Annotated in this window: 22 protein-coding genes; 4 read left to right on the forward strand and 18 right to left on the reverse strand. The window is 62.1% G+C overall.

Annotated elements, in window-relative coordinates:
• The 4 genes from QMZ05_RS03590 to QMZ05_RS03605 form a co-directional block, all read left to right on the forward strand.
• A partial coding sequence (locus QMZ05_RS03590) for a non-heme iron oxygenase ferredoxin subunit (protein WP_353699518.1) occupies positions 1–290 on the forward strand: 290 nt, incomplete at its 5' end.
• 154 nt (positions 291–444) lie between these two features.
• Positions 445–1,023, forward strand: a complete 579-nt coding sequence (locus tag QMZ05_RS03595) for a TetR/AcrR family transcriptional regulator (RefSeq protein ID WP_167528887.1) — start codon at positions 445–447, stop codon at positions 1,021–1,023.
• 62 nt (positions 1,024–1,085) lie between these two features.
• Positions 1,086–1,910: an oxidoreductase gene (locus QMZ05_RS03600; protein WP_353699519.1), complete on the forward strand. Its 825-nt coding sequence runs from the start codon at positions 1,086–1,088 to the stop codon at positions 1,908–1,910.
• Positions 1,911–1,937: 27 nt separating this feature from the next.
• Positions 1,938–2,786: a VOC family protein gene (locus QMZ05_RS03605; protein WP_353699520.1), complete on the forward strand. Its 849-nt coding sequence runs from the start codon at positions 1,938–1,940 to the stop codon at positions 2,784–2,786.
• Between the two features lie 560 nt (positions 2,787–3,346).
• On the opposite strand, the gene QMZ05_RS03610 is transcribed toward QMZ05_RS03605, so the two are convergent.
• From QMZ05_RS03610 to QMZ05_RS03695, 18 genes are all read right to left on the reverse strand, one after another.
• Positions 3,347–4,048, reverse strand: coding sequence for an urease accessory protein (locus QMZ05_RS03610; RefSeq protein ID WP_353699521.1), 702 nt, complete (start codon positions 4,046–4,048; stop codon positions 3,347–3,349).
• A 15-nt stretch (positions 4,049–4,063) separates the two neighbouring features.
• A complete protein-coding gene (gene hypB, locus QMZ05_RS03615) occupies positions 4,064–5,050 on the reverse strand; it encodes a hydrogenase nickel incorporation protein HypB (RefSeq protein WP_353699522.1) in 987 nt (328 codons plus the stop codon).
• Positions 5,050–5,391, reverse strand: a complete 342-nt coding sequence (locus QMZ05_RS03620; RefSeq protein ID WP_353699523.1) for a hydrogenase maturation nickel metallochaperone HypA — start codon at positions 5,389–5,391, stop codon at positions 5,050–5,052. Before QMZ05_RS03620 ends, hypB begins: the two co-directional genes overlap by 1 nt.
• An 8-nt stretch (positions 5,392–5,399) precedes the next feature.
• Complete coding sequence (hypE, locus tag QMZ05_RS03625) at positions 5,400–6,464, reverse strand: hydrogenase expression/formation protein HypE (protein WP_353699524.1); 1,065 nt, start codon at positions 6,462–6,464, stop codon at positions 5,400–5,402.
• Complete coding sequence (gene hypD, locus QMZ05_RS03630; RefSeq protein WP_353699525.1) at positions 6,461–7,591, reverse strand: hydrogenase formation protein HypD; 1,131 nt, start codon at positions 7,589–7,591, stop codon at positions 6,461–6,463. The genes hypE and hypD overlap by 4 nt, the downstream gene beginning before the upstream one ends.
• Positions 7,588–8,280, reverse strand: a complete 693-nt coding sequence (locus QMZ05_RS03635; RefSeq protein WP_353699526.1) for an SIS domain-containing protein — start codon at positions 8,278–8,280, stop codon at positions 7,588–7,590. Before QMZ05_RS03635 ends, hypD begins: the two co-directional genes overlap by 4 nt.
• Before the next feature lie 4 nt (positions 8,281–8,284).
• Complete coding sequence (hypC, locus tag QMZ05_RS03640) at positions 8,285–8,575, reverse strand: HypC/HybG/HupF family hydrogenase formation chaperone (RefSeq protein ID WP_353699527.1); 291 nt, start codon at positions 8,573–8,575, stop codon at positions 8,285–8,287.
• Complete coding sequence (gene hypF, locus QMZ05_RS03645) at positions 8,545–11,001, reverse strand: carbamoyltransferase HypF (protein WP_353699528.1); 2,457 nt, start codon at positions 10,999–11,001, stop codon at positions 8,545–8,547. The genes hypC and hypF overlap by 31 nt, the downstream gene beginning before the upstream one ends.
• Positions 10,998–12,200: an NHL repeat-containing protein gene (locus QMZ05_RS03650; RefSeq protein WP_353699529.1), complete on the reverse strand. Its 1,203-nt coding sequence runs from the start codon at positions 12,198–12,200 to the stop codon at positions 10,998–11,000. Before QMZ05_RS03650 ends, hypF begins: the two co-directional genes overlap by 4 nt.
• Before the next feature lie 2 nt (positions 12,201–12,202).
• Entirely contained in the window at positions 12,203–12,895 is a 693-nt protein-coding gene (locus QMZ05_RS03655; RefSeq protein WP_353699530.1) for a NifU family protein, read from the reverse strand.
• Positions 12,896–13,099: 204 nt separating this feature from the next.
• Positions 13,100–13,324 carry a hypothetical protein gene (locus QMZ05_RS03660; RefSeq protein WP_353699531.1) on the reverse strand — a complete coding sequence of 75 codons (225 nt, stop codon included), beginning with the start codon at positions 13,322–13,324 and terminating at the stop codon, positions 13,100–13,102.
• A gap of 10 nt (positions 13,325–13,334) precedes the next feature.
• Positions 13,335–13,544, reverse strand: a complete 210-nt coding sequence (locus QMZ05_RS03665; protein WP_353699532.1) for a hypothetical protein — start codon at positions 13,542–13,544, stop codon at positions 13,335–13,337.
• A 28-nt stretch (positions 13,545–13,572) separates the two neighbouring features.
• Positions 13,573–14,580, reverse strand: coding sequence for a hypothetical protein (locus tag QMZ05_RS03670; RefSeq protein ID WP_353699533.1), 1,008 nt, complete (start codon positions 14,578–14,580; stop codon positions 13,573–13,575).
• A 114-nt stretch (positions 14,581–14,694) separates the two neighbouring features.
• Positions 14,695–15,006 carry a hypothetical protein gene (locus tag QMZ05_RS03675; protein ID WP_353699534.1) on the reverse strand — a complete coding sequence of 104 codons (312 nt, stop codon included), beginning with the start codon at positions 15,004–15,006 and terminating at the stop codon, positions 14,695–14,697.
• Positions 15,006–15,488, reverse strand: coding sequence for a hydrogenase maturation protease (locus tag QMZ05_RS03680; protein WP_353699535.1), 483 nt, complete (start codon positions 15,486–15,488; stop codon positions 15,006–15,008). The genes QMZ05_RS03675 and QMZ05_RS03680 overlap by 1 nt, the downstream gene beginning before the upstream one ends.
• Before the next feature lie 109 nt (positions 15,489–15,597).
• The gene (locus tag QMZ05_RS03685; protein ID WP_353699536.1) at positions 15,598–15,918 is read right to left on the reverse strand and encodes a hypothetical protein; all 321 of its coding nucleotides are present in this window, start codon (positions 15,916–15,918) and stop codon (positions 15,598–15,600) included.
• A gap of 18 nt (positions 15,919–15,936) precedes the next feature.
• Complete coding sequence (locus QMZ05_RS03690; protein WP_353699537.1) at positions 15,937–16,248, reverse strand: hypothetical protein; 312 nt, start codon at positions 16,246–16,248, stop codon at positions 15,937–15,939.
• Between the two features lie 103 nt (positions 16,249–16,351).
• A complete protein-coding gene (locus QMZ05_RS03695) occupies positions 16,352–17,950 on the reverse strand; it encodes a nickel-dependent hydrogenase large subunit (protein ID WP_353699538.1) in 1,599 nt (532 codons plus the stop codon).
• Positions 17,951–18,004: the final 54 nt, after the last annotated feature.

Raw genomic sequence — 18,004 nt, forward strand, 5'->3', positions numbered from 1 at the left:
CGGTCCAGGACTTTCCGGAGGGCGAGATCCGTCCCGCGACGATGCCCGATGGCACTAACCTTGCGGTCTACAATGTCGGCGGCACGATCTACGCCACGGCCGACCTCTGCACGCATGGCGAGGCTTCATTGTCCGAAGAAGGCATCCTGACCGGAAATATCGTCGAATGCCCTTGGCATTTTGGTACATTCGATGTCACCAGCGGCGCGCCGACCGGCATGCCGTGTACGGTTCCGTTGAAGACCTTCCCGGTCAAGGTGATAGAAGACAGCGTCTATGTCGAATTCTGACGAACCAAAGCCCTCCTCCCGCCGCAGCGCCCCGGCATCGCGCGGGCCCGCAACCCGACAGAAGCTGAGATCGCGCCGGGACAGCACGGCTGAGCCGAAATACGCGCCACGACGAACCCAGGCGGAGCGGAGTGAAACCACGCGCAAGCAACTGATGGACGCCGCGGTCAAGCTCATTCGCCGCAACGGCTATGTCGGGCTGCGGACGATCGAGGTCGCCGACCTCGCTGGCGTTTCGCGCGGCGCCTTGATGCATCATTTCCCGAGCAAGCATGAGCTTGTCGTGGCCGTGCTGGCCTATGTCAACGAGATCACCTTCACCCAGAGTATGCGCCGCGCGCAGTCGGCGCGGCATGACGGCGGCGATCCGATCGACAGCATCATCAAAGACGCAGAGGACTTCTTCTTCGGCGACTATTTCTTCATCGAGCTCGCCATCGCGATGAGCGATGACAGCACCCGGCAGATCAAGCGCGAGACCCGGCAGTTCGCCCGGCAGACGCGCTTCTCGATCGAGGCGACCTGGCTCGACACGCTGATTTCGTCCGGAATTCCTGAACAGCTCGCCAAGGATGTGCTCGCTTTGACGCTGAGTGTGGTCCGCGGCTTCTCGGTCAGAATGCTGATCGAGAACGATCCCGAGCACTTTTCGCGGCTGCTCGGTGTCTGGCGCCAGATCGTGCGGCAGCACATCGAGAGTTCGATGCCCAAGCAGTCGAGAAAGCGGACATGACGGGCCAAAGTTCATCCGAGAGGGTGCTACAACGCTCCCTGATCGGGCTCTGCTACGTTAGATTGGCCGTCCGCGAGCCGCAACCGGCAGCGGCGTTCGCCACCGACATTCTGGGCTTGCAACCAGTACCTGACAAACAGGCTCTACTCTTTCGATCGGACGATCGCTATCACACGCTGTCGCTGATACCGGCAACAGACTCGTCCTCAATCGGCATCGAGGTTTCCGACGAAGCGGTACTCGAACGCGTCGAGCACGCGCTACGGAACGACGGATTCACCGCACGTCGAGGAAGCCCCGACGAGTGCAAGCAACGGTTCGTCCGAGATGCATTGATTGTGCAGGATGCCACCGGCAACGAGATCGACCTGGTGCTGCGGCCCTCGCAAAGCGGACGCCGCTATTTTCCTAGCCGCGACGCCGGCATCACCGGGCTGGAAGGCGTGGGACTACGCAGCGTCAAGCCGAAGGACGACCAGAAATTATGGACCTCGATTCTCGGTGCACGCATCAGCGATTGGGCCGGCGACGTCGCTTATCTCGGGATCGACCGGAAGCATCACCGCATTGCGCTCTATCCATCCGACCGGCCCGGCATCCTCTATGTCAGCTACGGCGTCGAGAGCCTGGATTCGATCATGCAGGGCCATTATTTCGTGCAGGAGCGCCAGATCAAGATCCTGCATGGCCCCGGACGCGAGCCCGCGTCCGGGCAGATCTTCCTGAGGTTCGAAGGGCCTGAAGGATACGTCTTTTGCTATACGCACGGCCTCAACGACATCGATCCCGATCATCACCCCCGGCAGTTCGCTGCCCATCCCTCCTCGCTCTGCGAGTGGGGCAGTCAGTGCCACGGCATTCCCGAACTGCAGCCGGCCGGCGACTAACGAGTACCGAAGCAATGGAGGCGCCACATGATTGAATTGCGGGATCTCGCTTATGTGCGGCTGGGCGCTTCCAATCTTGAGGACGCGCAGAGCTTTGCCACCAAAAGCCTCGGCCTGCAGGTCGGCGAGCAGGCGAAGCAAGCGCTCTATCTGCGCTCCGACGACCGCGCGCACACGCTCTGCTATTTCGAGGGCGATCCGCGGGACCAAACCGTCGCCTTCGAAGTCGACGATGCGGACAAGCTCGATGCCGCCGGCGCAACGCTCGATGCGCTCGGCCATGCCGTCCACGCCGGCACGCCGGGCGAATGCGCGCTCCGCAAGGTCAAGGCTTTCATCGCTTTCAAGGATCCGACCGGCAACCAGATCGAACTCGTCGTGCGGCCCGAGCGCAGCGGCAGGCGATATTTTGCCACCCGCGATGCCGGGATCACCGGTTTCAGCCACGTCGGCCTGTTTACGACCGATCCAGTACGGGACGAGCAATTCTGGACCCAGGTCTGCAACGCCCGCGTCAGCGATCGCATCGGGGACATCGCGCTGATGCGGGTCAACACGATCCATCACACCGTGGCGCTGGCCCCCGGCCGCCGACCCGGCGTGCATCACATCAACCACCAGGTCGAGAGCAACGACGACGTGCTGCGCTCGTACTATCATTTGTCGGGCCAGCGCGTTCCGATCGTCTTCGGCCCAGGCCGTCATCCGACGTCAGGCGCTCGCTTTCTCTATTTTCAGGGTCCAGACGGCATGGTGTTCGAATATTCCGTCGGCGTCGACGAAATCGAGGATGAGCAAACCCATAGACCCCGACAGTTCGGCTTTGAGCCATCAAGCCTCTGCATGTGGGGCGCGAAATCAGCACGTCCGCGTTAGCTCGTCCGGAGTTTGAACGCCCCTACTCACCTCTGAAGGCCCGCTCAAGTTGGCTGCAGCGAGATTTTCTCGGCTTTTCCGGTGCACACGTCGTGCACACGCGGCCTTCTAATTCATTGAAAAAATTGAACTCTCGTTCCAATCCATCATGGGCAAGTTTGAGCTAGCTCCAGCGATCGATGTCGGAATTGCGCCAGTTTGCGCAAGATATGCCACGCGAAGTCAGTCTTTGCGTGGCGGCTAGTTTAAGGGACGAAGAGTGCGGGCGGAGAGAGTGCCCGTCGACCCACCTTGACGTACAAACTGTTTTTCATTTCAGCGCGGGAACCTACGGTCCCGCCCACCAGCCGTTTGGCCCATTCCGTGCGCCTACCACGCCCCAAGCCTCGGCGCCATCTTCCTTCCCGCTGTGTCCATCTTGGTCTCGGGCACCTGCTCATCTTCGAGTCCGAACGGAAGATTCAGCTCCGCAACCGTGGCACACGATTGCGCCGTAGCACCGGACGAGAGCCTCGACCGGCGGCCTGGCGATCAACTCAGCGACGCATTGGGCGTTGCTGCTAACCGCAGCCGAGCGCCGTTCCATAGACGGTCAACAGGCCGATGCCCACGGCTACGCTCCCGATGGCAAGTTGCAAGGCTCGATTGGCCCACGTCAGCATGCGTGCCGACATGACCAGCGGGACGGCGATCACCGACGACAATGCGGCCATGCCAATCATTGAGCCCACCCCGAACAGAAGCACGTATAGCAGGCCATCGCGATGGCTCGGAGCCTGGGCGACGGTCAGAACCAGCAGCGCCGCCGAGCCCGCCATTCCATGCATGAGGCCAACGGCAAGCGTCCGCCATCGCACACCATGGCTGTGATCGTGCGAGCTCGCGCCGTGGCTCAGCGACTCGCTCGCGTGGCTGTGAAGATGAAGATGAGTAACACCACCGCCATGTCGATGATCGTGGAAATGGACGCGATCGCGCCATAGACGCCACAACACGTTACCCCCCAGGACCACCACCATAACGCCTACGGCTGTCTCGAGCGGCTGAGTTAGACGCGCCGGAATTGCATACCCAAGAATCAACGCTGCGCCTGAGAACAGGAACAGGGTTGTCGTGTGACCTAGTCCCCAGGTCAGACCATGCTTGACGATTTCGGCAGCGTTCGTACGCCGCGCGGCGATGCTCGACACCGCTGCAATGTGATCGGCCTCGAGCGCGTGCTGCATGCCCAGCAGCAGTCCCAGCCCCAATATTCCGAACATGGCAATGTCCAATCGTCACGAAGCAAAGACGGTCTCTTTCACCAGCTGGCTTTGCCGCCGAATCCAACTGTACCACTCCTCAAATCCCGCACCGCTTCTGGCCGAGAGCTGCAGGACCTCGATGTCCGGATTGACCTGTCTGGCGTGAGCCAGCGCACGGTCGACATCGAAATCCAGATGCGGCAGCAGATCGATCTTGTTCAGGATCATGAGATTGGCTGACCGGAACATGTGCGGATATTTGAGCGGCTTGTCCTCGCCTTCGGTTACGGAGAGGATGACGACCCTGGCACGCTCGCCGAGGTCGAACATTGCGGGGCAGACCAGGTTGCCGACGTTCTCGATCATGACGACCGCTCCGGGAGGCGGACGCAGTTCTGAAACGCCGCGGGCGATCATGTCGGCCTCCAGATGACAGCCCGTTCCCGTATTCACCTGCACGGCCGGAGCGCCGGCGAGCCGGATTCGTTCGCCATCGTTGGCCGTGGCCTGGTCCCCTTCGATGACGAAGATATTGGCGTCGTGATGCAGGTCGCGGATGGTCCGTTCCAGAAGCGTTGTCTTGCCCGCTCCCGGCGAGCTGACCAGGTTCAGAGCAAGGATCTCGCGGCCTGCAAACCAAGCCCTGTTCTTGGCCGCCAGCGCGTCATTCTTGGCAAGAATTCGCTCCTCGAGGTCTACCACCGTGCTCGGAGCATGCGCGCTGTGATGTTCGGCATGCAGGTGCTCGTGAGCATGATCATGATCGTGATGGTGATGGTGATGGTCATGATGGTGATGGTGATCATCATGGTGGTGGTGATGATGGCCCGGGTCGGCCTCAAGGAAGTGCCCGTGATGGTGCTCATGCGAATGGGTGTGCGCGACGCCATCAGCGTGGACATGGTCGTGATCATGCGAGTGTTCGCCGGCCTCCGGCCGGCCAAGGCTGGTCTCACGCCCCGTCTGGAGGTTGAGAACCGTGGCGCCTGCCTTGGCGCCGCAACCGCAGTGTCCGCACATCAAGCAGCCTCCTCTTCAATCTCCATGCTTCTGATGCTCAGTTCCTCGCCCTGCAGGCGCGTAAACTGCCCCGATCCGCAGGGACACGGCGCAAACAGGCTCGCCTGATCGAACTCCGACCGGCACGAAGCGCAAAGGGCCCGTCCAGCAACGCGCCTGATGTCGAGTGCCGCGCCGTCAAGCGGCGTCCCTTTCGCCACGGTCTCGAAGCAGAACGCGACCGCCTCTCCCATCACACCCGAGAGCTCTCCGATATCGACGGTAACGCGGCGCACCTTGCGCCCCCTGGCGGCATCGCTGACGATCGCCACGATATTCCGGGTAATGCCGAGTTCGTGCATGGGGCCTCTCAGCAGATTCGCGGCAGCTGTTCGCCGACAAGCATGTCGACGATCCGGCGGCCGCCGAATGTGGTTCGCATCGTCACGCGGCAGTCCTGCCCGGAGATCATTCGGCCGATACAGGCAGCGTCCGCGCCCAATGGATGTCCACGCATGGCCGCCAGCGCGCCTTCGGCTTCGTCGGGAGGGACGATCACGACGATCTTGCCCTCGTTGGCGAGGTAGAGCGGATCGAGCCCGAGAACCTCGCAGAACGCCTTCACTTCCTCGCGGATCGGCGTCATACCCTCCTCGATCTCGATCGCAACTTGCGAGCCCTCCGCAATCTCGTTGAGCACCGTCGCGATCCCGCCGCGGGTCGCGTCGCGAATGAAGCGCGTTCCGGGTGCGGCGGCGAGGATCGAGGCAATCAGCTCGTGCAAACACGCGCAATCGCTCGCAATCGGCGTGTCGAGCGCCATGTCGCCGCGCGCACAAAGGATCGCGGCGCCGTGATCGCCTAACAGGCCATTCACAAGCACAACATCACCTGCGCGAGCCTTGTCCACACCAAGCGCATATGAAGCAGGAATGATCCCGATGCCGGTCGTGGTGACGAACATCTTGTCGCACGCGCCGCGAGGTACGACCTTGGTATCACCCGTGACAATCCGCACGCCGGCTTCCGATGCCGTTCGCGCCATGGAACGCGCGACCTGGCGCAACAGATCGATCGAGACGCCCTCCTCGACAATGACCGCGCAGGAAAGGAACATCGGCACCGCCCCGCCGACGGCGAGGTCGTTGACGGTGCCGCAAACCGCAAGCTTTCCGATATCGCCGCCGGGAAAGAACAAGGGATCGACGACGAAGGAATCGGTCGTGAAGGCGAGGCGGTCGCCATGCGCCTCGAAGCTGGCAAGTTCAAACCGCGCCTGATCCTCGAGCGGTTCGGCAGCGTCGCCGAACGCCGCCACAAACACGTCGTCAATCAAATCCTTCATCGCCTTGCCGCCGCCGCCATGAGCGAGCGTCACGGCACTGACGTTGACCTTGCCGAGCGTGCGAGCCTTGACGAACGGGACGATATTCATACGACCTCCGCTTGCCGCTTCAGGCCGCCATATTGGTAATAGGCCGCACAAGCGCCTTCCGAGGACACCATCAGCGCTCCAAGGGGGGTTTCGGGGGTACAGGAGGTGCCGAACACCTTGCACTGCCAGGGCTTGAGCGCGCCTTTGAGCACCTCACCGCACTGGCACGACTTCGGATCAGCGATCCTGACGTTCGGGATCGCAAATTTTCGCTCGGCGTCGAAATGCGCATAAGCATCGCGCAAGCGGACGCCGGAATGATCGATCGATCCGAGGCCGCGCCATTCGAAGAACTCGCGCAGTTCATAAACCTGGGCCACCGCATGTAGCGCGGCGTTGTTGCCCTCGTTCGGCACCACACGGGCATACTGGTTCTCGACCTCGATACGCCCCTCCCGGATCTGCTTCAAAAGCATCCAGATGGATTGCAGGATGTCGAGCGGCTCGAACCCGGCGATCACCATCGGCTTGCGATAGAAATTGGCGATGAATTCATATGGCGCGGTGCCGATGACCATGGACACATGGCCCGGCCCCAGAAAGCCGTCGAGCTGCAGGCCGGGACTATCGAGGATCGCCTTGATGGTCGGAACGATCGTGATGTGATTGCAGAAGACGGAGAAGTTCCGGATCTCCTCGCTTTCCGCCTGCAGGATCGTCAATGCGGTCGACGGCATCGTGGTCTCGAACCCGAGGCCAAAGAACACGATCTCGCGGTCGGGATTGCGTCGGGCGAGCTCAAGCGCATCCATCGGCGAATAGACCATGCGCACGTCGGCGCCTTCGGCCTTGGCCTGCAAAAGGCTCTTCTTCGAACCGGGAACGCGCATCGCGTCCCCAAAGGTGGTGAAGATGACTTTCGGGTCCTCCGCGATTGCGACGCAGTCATCGACCCTGCCCATCGGCAGAACGCACACCGGGCAACCAGGGCCATGAACCAGCTCGATCGCCTTCGGCAACATGCCTTCAAGCCCATAGCGGAAGATCGAATGGGTGTGTCCGCCGCAGACCTCCATGAGATAGAGCGGCCGGTCCGCCGGCAGCGTCATGCTCGAAACCAGCGCCTCGATTTCGCTGAGCAGAACGCGCGCTTTTTCGCCGTCGCGAAACTCGTCGACATACTTCATGCTGCGGCCCCCCTCGTACGTGCCGATCCCCGGTCATCGGCCAGCAGCGTGTGAACGAGATCCCAAAGGATGTGGTAGGCGGTCACATGGCATTCCTGCGTGCGATGGATCGACGTCGTCGGAACGACCAGGCAATAGTCCACAACACCCGCGGTTTTCATCTTCCCGCCATCGCCACCGGCGAGGCCTATGGTCACAATGCCCATCTCCCTCGCCTGGGCGAAGGCGGCCATCAGGTTCGACGAATTGCCGCTGGTGGAGATGCCGATCAGCGCGTCGCCCTTCCGCCCCTGGGCCACGATCTGTCGAACGAAGACGTGCTCGAAGCCAAGGTCGTTTCCGACAGCGGAGATCATCGCAAGATCCGCGACAAGATTGGTCGCAGCCAGCGCCGGCCGGCCCGCGGTGATTGGATGGACGAACTCGACGGCGACATGGGAGGCGTCGCAGCTCGACCCACCATTGCCCATGGAAAACAGCCGCCCGCCGTTTCGGTAGACATCCGCGATGGCCTTCGCCGCCGCGACCAGCACTTGCGCGTTTTCGGCGAAGAAGCGCGCATTGGTCTCGCGCGAATCGCGCGCTTTCTCCTCGACCGAAAGCATGAGAGCGGCATCCAGCCGCGCCGGCTCCTGCTGCCCGCCATGCAAGAACGGATAGAGTGCCTTGAGATCGCTGTTGCCTGACATGGCGTTACCCTCCTGGTTGGGCTGCCGAACGCCTCATGGCTTCGATTTCAGCCTGGGCTTCACCTAACTCGGTGAGAATCTTCAGGGTTTGCGCGGCCTCCTCTTCGTCGATACGGCTCATCGCAAACCCGACATGCACGAGCACCCAATCGCCGAGGCAGGCCGCGGGGGGATGATCCTCGTTGACGATGCAGGCGATATTGACCTGCCGCCTGACGCCGCTGATGTCGACGGTTGCAAGCTTGCGCGTCTCGTCGTCGATCCTTACGATCCGCCCGGGAATACCGAGACACATGACTGGTTTCCTTCCCTCGAGTTCTTGTTCGATTCCATAAGACGTGCGGCGCCGATTACCGCCTGGCCCAGGGCCAGCCCGCCGTCGTTGGCAGGGACACGAGCATGCGACAGCACGCTGAACTGCTCTCGCTCCAGCCGACGCACGACGTCATCGAAGAGAATGCGGTTCTGAAAGCAACCGCCGGTCAGCGCGACGGTGGAGAAGCTCCGCTCGCCGTCCTCTGAGTGGCCTGCGAGCCTGCACGTCATCGCGACGATGGCCTTCGCCAGCCCCTTGTGGAACCGCATCGCCATGATCGGAGCCGGCGTCTTCAGGATCAGGTCGCCGAGGACGGCATGCCACATCGCGAGCGGCTCGATGTAGGGCATTCCGGACCCGGCAAGATTTGGGATCGTCAGCGGATAAGCGAGCGCCTCGTCCTCTTCGGCAAGAAGCTCCTCGTCGACCAGGGCCTCCAGCCGGGCGGCGGCCTCGCCTTCATAGGTCTGCTTATCCCGGCAAATACCGACCGCTGCGGCCATTGCGTCGAACAGGCGTCCGCAGGACGACGCCAGTGGCGCGCTGATCCGGTTACGCGCCATCGCATCCAGCATCGCGCGCGGCTTCGCCTCCAGATACGAATAGAGTTCAAGCTCGCTGAAGTTCATCGTCAGCTCGTACCAGCTCATCTCCGCCATGAGGTGCGCATAGAGATTACGCCACGGCTCACGCGCCGCCTGGGCGGCGCCCAGCATCGCGACGGGCTTGAATGTTCCTCCGCGCTGATACGAGCGGTAGTTCGCGAGCATGAACTCGCCGCCCCAGAGCGCGCCATCTTCGCCCCATCCGAGGCCATCCAGGACCACGCCGAGGACGGGAGGCCCGTCGAGCGGATATCCGTTCTCGGCAAGACAGCCGGCCACATGAGCGTGATGATGCTGCACTTCCATCAAGGGGAGAGCGCCGCCGGCTGCGCGCTCGCGGGCGAGCTTCGAGGACAGATATTCCGGGTGCATGTCGGCGATCACTGCCGCAGGCTGGTGCTCGAACAGCGAGGCGTAGAGCGAGAGGTTCTTTCGGTAGTCATCGAATGTCGACGCATCCTCCAGGTCGCCCTGGTGCTGCGACAGGACTGCAGCTCCATCCTTGAGGAGACAGAATGCGGCTTTCAGCTCTCCACCCATCGCGAGCAGATCGGGCGCTGCCTCGAAGCCCTTGGGTAACGATATCGGCGCCGGCGCATATCCCCTGGCCCGGCGCAACAGCCGCGGCTTGCCGTCGACGACCCGGACCACGGAATCGTCGACGCGGTTGGCGATCCGCCGATCGTGCGTGAGCGCGAAGGTTGCAATTCCGACGAGGCGCTCCGTCATCTCCGCATCGGCCGTCACCTGCGGCTCGTTCGACAGATTGCCGCTGGTCATCACGACCGGCCGATCCATCCGCCGCAGCAGCAACAGATGCAGCGGCGTCGTCGGGAGCATGAACCCGAGCGTGCGCAGTCCGGGTGCGATCTCGTCAGGCAGACGCTGCGGCCCATCCGCACGCAACAGGACGATGGGAGCCGCCGGACTGGTCAATTCGGCCAGTTCGTGTTCGTCGAGGCTGCAGAATCGGCTGACGATGGCGCCGTCCCTGGCCATCAGGGCAAACGGTTTGCCATCCCGCCGCTTCAGCTTTCGCAGCAGCCTCACAGTGTCCGCTCGCGTCGCGTCGCAAGCGATCTGATAGCCGCCGAGCCCCTTGATCGCGACAATCTCGCCCTTCTGAATCAGGCTGCATGCCGCGTCCACGTCGTCGAGCATGGAAAACTGCTCGAAAGTGAAGCTGCGCCCATCAAGGCGAACCAGCTTCGCCCTGGGGCCGCAGACGTGACAGGCTACCGGCTCGGCATGAAACCGCCGATCGGTGGGATCGCGATATTCGTGCGCACAATCGGCGCACATCGCAAACGGCGCCATCGCGGTCTTGGCGCGATCGTACGGGATGCCCTCGACGATGCTCAGACGCGGTCCGCAGTTGGTGCAGTTGGTGAAGGGATATCGGAAGCGGCGCGCGAACGGGTCGGTCGTCTCGCGCGCACAGTCGGCGCACAGTGCCGCGTCCGGCGAGATCTCGGTGTGCGCGGCACCCTGCATGCTCTCGGCAATGACGAAATCGTCACGCAACACTCCCGGATAAGGCCGCATCTCGACGCCGTCGATCCGGCTCAAGGCTGGAGGGTCGCCGACGACGCGGTCCACGAGCATGTCGATGATCGATCGCTCGCCTCGTGCGCGAACCAGCACGCCCTCTCCGTCATTCAATACTTCCCCGCCAAGCCCGAGCTGCTGCGCATGGCGCCAGACCGTCGGCCGGAATCCCACACCCTGCACGCGGCCTCGGAACCGGATTTCGATCGCCTCCACAACCGCCTGCCGTGTGACCGGGTTCAGCCTGCTCATGGCGCTTTCTCCCAGAGCAGGATTCGGTTGTTGCCGGTGTCGGCGATCGCAAGGGTTCGGCCGCAAGCCGATGCATCGTAAGGCCAGCAAAGGCTATCGCGACAGGCCGCGCGCCAGCGATTATCGCCCTTGTCGGCAAAGCCGTGCTGGGCTGCAAGGCCCGTTGCCGGAGCATCCATGGCGAGCTCTTCGAGATCAAAACCAAGCAGCCTCGAATTTGCGGTGTCGCAGACCACAAGCTGGTCGTCCCAGACGGCAAGACCATATGGCATGCTCATCGCGCTCGACGACGGATCGTATGCGCTCCGATTGTGATCGATGCTGACGAAATCATCCTGGCCGAGCACAAAATCACAGGGCGTGCCATTGACCGCGGGGAAATGCCGCCACGCCATGACGCGATTGTTGCCGGCGTCCGAGATCGCGAGCACGCCGTTGTGGGACGCAATTCCGTGCGGCCATCGCATGCCGATCGCGCCGGCATCACGGCCCGCATTATCGTCGCGGGTCACAAAATCGCTCTGACCAAGAACCAGGTCGGCCGGCACGCCATTGGTTTCCGGAATCTCGTTCCACACCAGAACACGACGATTGCCGGTGTCGCAGACGACCAGCCGCCGCTCGCAAATGGCGATGCCATAAGGCCAGTTCAACGTGTCGGCGCGCGGCGCCGCGCTGCCGCGATTGGCAAGGCCGCACGCGAAGTCCGCCTGGCCGAGCACCACGTCTGCGGGCTGGTTTGAGCGCGACGGATAGCCATGCCAGATCAGGACACGGTGATTCCAGGCGTCGGCCACAACCAGGATATTGTCCGCGGCGGCGACGCCGGTCGGGAAATTGAGCGTCTCGGCGCCGACATCGCGCTTGGCGTTTCGGCCCTCGCGCGAGAAGTCGTCTTGTCCGATCAGAAGATCGGCCGCCGCCTGATCCTCGGACGGACAGCGGCTCCAGATCAGGAGGCGGTGATGGCCGCTGTCGCAGACAAACAGGGGGCCATCCTTCGCGACAAGACAGACCCCGCGCGGGCCAAACAGCGTATGCGCCGATGGAACGATCGATCGTGCAAGTCCGTCCGGCGTCATATCTCCGCCGAGCGTCACGCGGGCACCGTTCGCCGACAGGAACCGGCGCGGCACATGGTTGTCGCGCATCTCGGCACGTGGCCGGTTCAAGCGAATGGTCGTGGCTGACGTGACCATGGCTATGCCGTTATCCTCACCTCGACCTTCGTCCCGACGATCCTGACGGCATGCGGCTGCAATTGCACTTCAGGCGCCGTCAGGCATTCGCCACTGGCGAGGTCGTATCTGAAACCATGATAGGGACAGGTGATAATGCCGCCCTCCACCTCGCCGTCATGGATCGGAAATCCGAGATGCGCGCAGGCATTTTCAAAACAGGTGACTGACGCGCCGTTGCGCGTGACAATGACCTTTCGTCCGCCCAATTCCATTGCGCGGACCACGCCGTCCGGAAAATCCGACAACGTCCCTGCCGGTATCCAGTTTCCCTGTGCATTCAGCGCAAACGGGCTGATGAATCGAACCGCGCCTTCGCCGGTGTCAGCGCCCAGTCCCCTGACCTGAACGACGTCGGTGATTTCGGGGCAGACGTCCTGAAGCGCCTTCTTCACGCCGGCGTGGAACGTCAGCGTCGAGGCCGGGCAACCGTCGCACGCCCCCTTGAATCGAACCTCCACCGCCGGCGGGCGCACGGTGACGAGTTCGACATCACCTCCGTGCGATTTCAACATCGGGCGGACGCCTTCGAGCGCCTGCTCGACGCGCTCGTTGAGGCTCGCCTTCAACAGGTTGTAGCGCCGCAGCACCGCGTAGACGAGTTCGTCTGAAGCCGCATTCTTCATGGCGGCGAATGCAGCCGGATCGGCCTTCAAGGCCCGTATCAGACGCCGGAACGCTTCGGCATTGAGCGCTTCGATCGCAACCTTGTGGGCGGCAACCACCGATCGCGGCGTATCATCCCAGGTCGCAACGATCGACTCCAGCCGCTCGATATCGCCGATGAACTCGGCGAGATCGGTTCGTACCGTGGGCGTCAATTCGTGAGCGTTCATGGGATCTCGCCAGCCAGCGTCTCTTTAGCGATAGCGCAGATTACGGAAGAGATAGGGTTGCAGGCTTCCGCCAATTGCGGCCGCCAGTAGTGAGGCGACCCACACCGGCGCGCCAATCAATGCGAGAAGCACGAGCAGTATTGCGGTCACCGCCACTCCGATCGCGATTTGCCGATACGCCTTGGCCGGTTCGGCGAAGAGCTTTCCGCGAAAGAACAGGGAGATCGAGCTCTGCGTCATTGCCCACATGGCCCGCTCCTTAACCGATGATTGAAAGGACGATGAGCCCGACGAGAACGCCGCCGACCCCGGCCAGCGGGCCGTAGAAGCCGCCGAGCAACGCTGCCAGCTCTCTGCCGAGCACTTTACCGCCGACGACGAGGCCGCCGACCATTCCACCGGCGATGGAGGCGATCGCCCCCAGACACAGGCTCAAGGCGAGGATCGCCGGAGAGAGAGAGACGCTCATGTGCAAGAAGCTCCTTTGGCTGGACGGACTAGGAATGCAGGACGGAAGGGCGATCGAGGACGGCCGACAACTCCATAAGCTCGCGCTCGATCTGCATCAGGGCCTCGCCGACGATCTGGGCTCTTCCCACGTCTCCATGGGCGGCGAAGATCTCGCGCGCTTCCCGGTAGTACACGAGCGCCATCGAGAGATTCATGCCCCTGCCGGTTTCCGAGGTCGCCACATGGCCAGGCAGATTCCAGAGGCAGTTCGCCTTGTTGGAAATCGTGTTGGCGTATTCGATCGGCATCGTCTCGCGAGTGCGGACCTTGAGTGCTTCGTCATAGGCCTCGATCGCGCGAAGATTGTTCTCGAGCACGTGACTGGACGAGACGTATTGCAGCGCATTGCCGAGGTTGTTCTGCAACATCGCGTATTCGATCGGATCGTCGACGATCGTGACGACCTTGAGCGCTTCTTCGAACGCCTGCACGGCGAGAGCTTCCCGCATCTTGCCGCGCTCGTCCGTCATCGGCATCGACAGAAAGGCCGTCGCCAGATTGTTCTGGAGGATGACGAACTCCTTTGGGTGAGCGCTGCGGGTGAAGGTGCGAAGCGCACGCTGATAGGCGGCAATCGCATCCGGAATCTTCGCGCGGCCGGCACCGACAAGGCTCTGCAGGCACAGGCCGAGGTTCATCTCGGCTTCCGCAACCTCCTCCGGCGCGCCGATTTCACCGAGCACGGGAATGACGTCTTCGAAGAGACCACGCGCATTCTCGAGGGACTTCGTGCCTTGCTCCGGCATGGCCTGCAGCGCAGTTGCCTTGCGCGCGAGAATGCGCGCTCGCAGCAAGCGCATCTCCTGCGGACAGATCGTCAGTGCCTTGTCGTAGAGCTCGATCGCGGAGTTGATCTCATCCGCCGATTTGGGGCGCGTCTGCAGCCCCATCGCGATTTCCATGAGCATCTCGGCGCGGTCGGCAGGGGATGCCGCTTCGGCTTCCGCCGCTTGCAGGGCTGCACGTACCTGGTCGCTGGTGAGACCTGCTGCCACGGCGTCCTCCCGGACTGAGCGCATGCGTTGAATTTCGAGCGCGTCTTTGATGCGGATCGATCTTGCAGCGATTTTTGCGATCTGTCTACTGAATAAGCTAATTGCAAACTTAGTTTACATGTAGAACGCCCGGGGGATGATGAGCGCGCCGTGCATGTCCGACCATTCGGCCGAGAATTCGGTTCGGACATGCGCGGGAAAATCGCTTTCCCGGAAGAAGTCGGGAGCGTGAACGACGCGATCTCCGGCCATGTTGCGCAGCTTCAGCAGATATCCGCCGGCAGCCGCGTGCCGGACTGGAAGGATGCACAGGTCCTCGCCTCGTCGCAGCAGAACGACGGAGTGAAGGTCATCGAAAAAGCGCTTGCAGACGTCACTGGAGAGATACAGTGAACCGTCCTGGATGATGACCGTGCAGTCGGACATCAGACCCTCCACGCCGCGAAGAGCCGCATCCGAATGAGCTCCTCGATCCGATCAGCCACCTTCGGCACTGCCCCGGACACGGCTTCGGAAAGCGAAAGACCAAGGCCGAGCTGCTGCGCCTCGATCAGAAAAACCACCACGTCGTCTGGAAACGCATCGCGAAAGATCGCCTTTCCGGAGAACAGCGCGTGATCCCAGCGAAAGTCGTGAAGGTTGAGTCCCGGCTGATACCGCAGCGTCAGCTCGCTTCCAGGCACCTCGAAGATCGCACCAGGCTCCGAGCCTGACTGGCAGGCATCGACGATAACAAGCGTTCGGCAGCCGCGAGCCGCAAACATCGCCGCCATTCCATCGGTGCCCGCATCGAGCAGACGCACGCCAGATTCTTGATTGAGATCACGAGCCCTGAGCAGCTGGAGAACGGCGAGTCCCGCTCCATCGTCCGAGCGATTGGGATTTCCACACGCGACGACGGCTATCATGATACGGCGCCTTTACGGGGCCTGTTGCCCGGCCATGCCGAAGGACAATCCTGCCCGCATCCGACGAGCATGACAGCTTTGCCGATCGAATGCGATAAGGTCAGGGCATTCAGATCCGCCAAAGCCTGCACGACCAATCCGGCTCGACGGGCAGATTAAGCTCGGGCAATTCGCAGAAGCGCCGATGCACCTTGTAATACATGCACGTTTCGCAAAGCTGGCAGATGTCGTGTTGCATGATCGGATAAGACGTAAATCCTGCGATCCTGAGCTTTGATTTCAGATCATCACCTGCAAGGCGCAGGTCGGACACAAGTTGCTGCACCCGCTCATGGCTGTCCGCCCGGGGGAATACGTCGGTGACGAATCCGGAGGTCAGGAGGTGAGCGATTTCGCTGCGTAGTCCATCATCGCTGACGGCAGCCATCATACGTGCCTCGGGGGTCGTTCAGATACGCCATAATCGGCACCACCAGTCCGGTTCGACCGGCACCGAAAGTTCGGGCAAATCGCACCATTTCCGGTGCACGAGATAGTACATGCACTCCAGGCAGCGCTGCCTGTCAGGGCCGTAGGGGTGATCGACGAAGCCGGAGATCACCAGCCTGGCCTTGAGGTCCTTCGGATCGAGCTGGCGCAGCTGCAGCAATATCTCTGCAAATTCCTTATCCGTCTCAGGAAAGGGCTCAACCTGAGTCTCGAGCCCGCCCGCGAGCATATCCGCGATAGCTTTCAGGATAGCCCCGTTATCGGACGCCATGTGCGACCCCGCCTTTCGACGTAGTGATCCACCTTGCTTCGTCGGCCCATGATATTGGCCGAACGAAGCCCGCTGATGCAATCCAGTACTGAAGGGAGTGTGATCAGGCGGTTCTGAAGCGCGCCAGCTCCTCTCCTGTCTTGGCATCGTGAGCATGCACGGTGCAGACCAGGCAGGAATCATAGGAGCGGCAGACATGCCCGACCTCGACCGGATCGCTGGGATCCTTGATGGGCGAGCCGATCAAGGCCTGCTCCATCGGTCCTCGCGTGCCGTCGGCCGCCCTTGGTCCGACGTTCCAGGTGGTCGGCGCAATAATCTGGTAATTCTTGATCTTGCCGTCCTTGACCTCGATCCAGTGGCAAAGCGCTCCGCGGATCGCCTCGGTCGCCCCCCAGCCGCGCCCATCGCGTTCGCTCGGCTTGATGTACCAGGGATCATTCAGGCGAAACTCGCGAAGCGCGTGTTCGGCCTGCCGATACAGCTTGACGCCTTCATGCATGCGGGCGAAGTGCCGCAACATGACGCTAGCGCCGCCCAGCCTCTTGTACATGTCGAGCACCAGCGGATCATAATGCTGCCAGGACTCGCCATGCTTGCCGCCGGCGATCAGCTGGCGTGACAATGGTCCGGCTTCAAGCCGGCCATTTTCGTCGTGGCGCACGGCCGTTGCCCAGGAATACTTGCCGCCCATGTCGACGGCGTTCTTCAGGGTCGGCACGGTCTTGCGATCGAAGGGATGCAGGCCACCCGGCTCATCGTACCAGGCGTGCGCGGTGTCCTCCCGCGTGAATTTCTGGTCCATCAGCTTAAACGTATCGGTATGACCGTCGTACACTCCGCTCTTCATGATCACAGCGGCATTCCGGCCATCGATCGTCGGCTTCTGGTACTTGTCTTCGTGAGGGAGATATCCCCAGGACACGAAACGTCCGTGGCCCTGACCAAACTTATCCATGCCGCAGTCGAGGCTCATCCGCCAGAACATGCCAAGGTCGGAATTGGCATGTTGCGGCTTCTCGTCGAGCCAGGCCATGAAGTCGTCATAGCTCTGGATCTGCTCGTATCGCTCGAGCGAACAGCCGAGCCAGACCTTCTCCATCCACTCCCGGCGGAAGTATTCGAGGATCGACCAGGCCCGCGTCACATCGGTGAGCGTCGGCGCGCACATCACGCCGCCCGGCACCATGTAGCTCGAGTGAGGCCATTGACCGCCGAGGAGTGCATAGATCTCGACAGGCTTGCCGGAAATGGTCACGCCGATTTCGTAGTTGGTGCCGGTGAATGGCGCGTAGCGCCGGACGGCTTCCTCGTAATATTTCGAGCCCGAATAGTTCTTGTGGGTGTAGTCGATCATGAAGAGCCCGTAGTGGTGACGCGGAAGGCTCTGCAAGCTCTCGACCAACTGGCCGAGATTTCGTGCCAGGATCGCATTGCGCGGCACTTCGGTCTGCCAGGCAGTGTCGAGAGCCCACGCGGCGCATGTCAGATGCGAGGCGCCACAGATGCCGCAAGCCCGCGGCGTGACCACAAGACCGGCTTGAGGATCCTTGTCGCGCAGGATGATCTCGAAGCCGCGAAACAGTTCGGCTTGCGTCCAGGCGTCGACGACGACGCCATCTTGAATATTGACGCGGACGTCGAGGTCGCCTTCGACGCGACCGACCGGTGAAATGTCGAGGGTTTGCACTGCTGTTGGCATGAGAGTCCGTCCCTAAAAAACCAAAAACTGGAGCGATGAGCCTGCGGGCAAGCG

It is taken from the genome of Bradyrhizobium sp. INPA03-11B (assembly GCF_040446015.1).
In the GTDB taxonomy this organism is placed as follows: Bacteria; Pseudomonadota; Alphaproteobacteria; order Rhizobiales; family Xanthobacteraceae; genus Bradyrhizobium; species Bradyrhizobium macuxiense_A.